The 1,056-nt window shown below is 68.5% G+C and carries 1 pseudogene; it reads left to right on the forward strand.

What is annotated here, in order from left to right:
• Positions 1–1,056 (forward strand): annotated as a pseudogene (locus tag IF54_RS0138760) (alpha-1,4-glucan--maltose-1-phosphate maltosyltransferase); the annotation flags it as partial.

Consider the following 1,056-nt stretch of genomic DNA (forward strand, 5'->3'; position numbering starts at 1 on the left):
CGGGAGCGGGCGTTGTTCGGCTCGTGGTACGAGTTCTTCCCGCGTTCCGAGGGCACCCCGGAGCGGCCGCACGGCACGTTCCGGACGGCGGCGCGGCGGTTGCCGGCGATCGCGGCGATGGGCTTCGACGTGGTGTATCTGCCGCCGATCCACCCGATCGGCACGACGTTCCGCAAGGGCCGCAACAACACCCTGTCCGCGGGGCCCGAGGACGTGGGGGTGCCGTGGGCGATCGGCTCGCCGGAGGGCGGGCATGACGCCGTGCACCCGGATCTGGGCACGATCGAGGACTTCGACTGGTTCGTGCAGGAGGCCGCACGGCATGGTCTGGAGATCGCGCTGGACTTCGCCCTCCAGTGCTCCCCGGACCACCCTTGGGTGCACAAGCACCCGGAGTGGTTCCACCACCGGCCCGACGGCACCATCGCGTATGCGGAGAACCCGCCGAAGAAGTACCAGGACATCTACCCGATCGCCTTCGACGCCGACATGGACGGTCTGATCGCGGAGACGGTCCGGGTGCTGCGGCACTGGATGGACCACGGGGTGCGGATCTTCCGCGTGGACAATCCCCACACCAAGCCGGTGGTGTTCTGGGAGCGGGTGATCGACGACATCAACGCCACCGACCCGGACGTGATCTTCCTGGCGGAGGCGTTCACCCGCCCGGCGATGATGCACACCCTGGCCCAGATCGGTTTCCAGCAGTCCTACACGTACTTCACCTGGCGCAACACCAAGGAAGAGCTCACCGAGTACCTGACCGAGCTCTCCGGTGAGGCGGCCTCCTACATGCGGCCGAACTTCTTCGCCAACACCCCCGACATCCTGCACGCCTTCCTCCAGCACGGCGGCCGTCCCGCGTTCGCCCTGCGCGCGGTGCTGGCCGCGACCCTCTCGCCGACCTGGGGCATCTACTCCGGCTACGAACTGGCCGAGCACACCCCCCTGCGCGAGGGCAGCGAGGAGTACCTCGACTCGGAGAAGTACCAGCTCAGGGCCCGCGACTGGGACACCCCCGACAGCCTCGCCCCCCTCATCACCCGCCTCAACACC

It is taken from the genome of Streptomyces sp. NRRL B-3229, from assembly GCF_000719505.1.
Classification (GTDB): Bacteria; Actinomycetota; Actinomycetes; order Streptomycetales; family Streptomycetaceae; genus Streptomyces; species Streptomyces griseorubiginosus.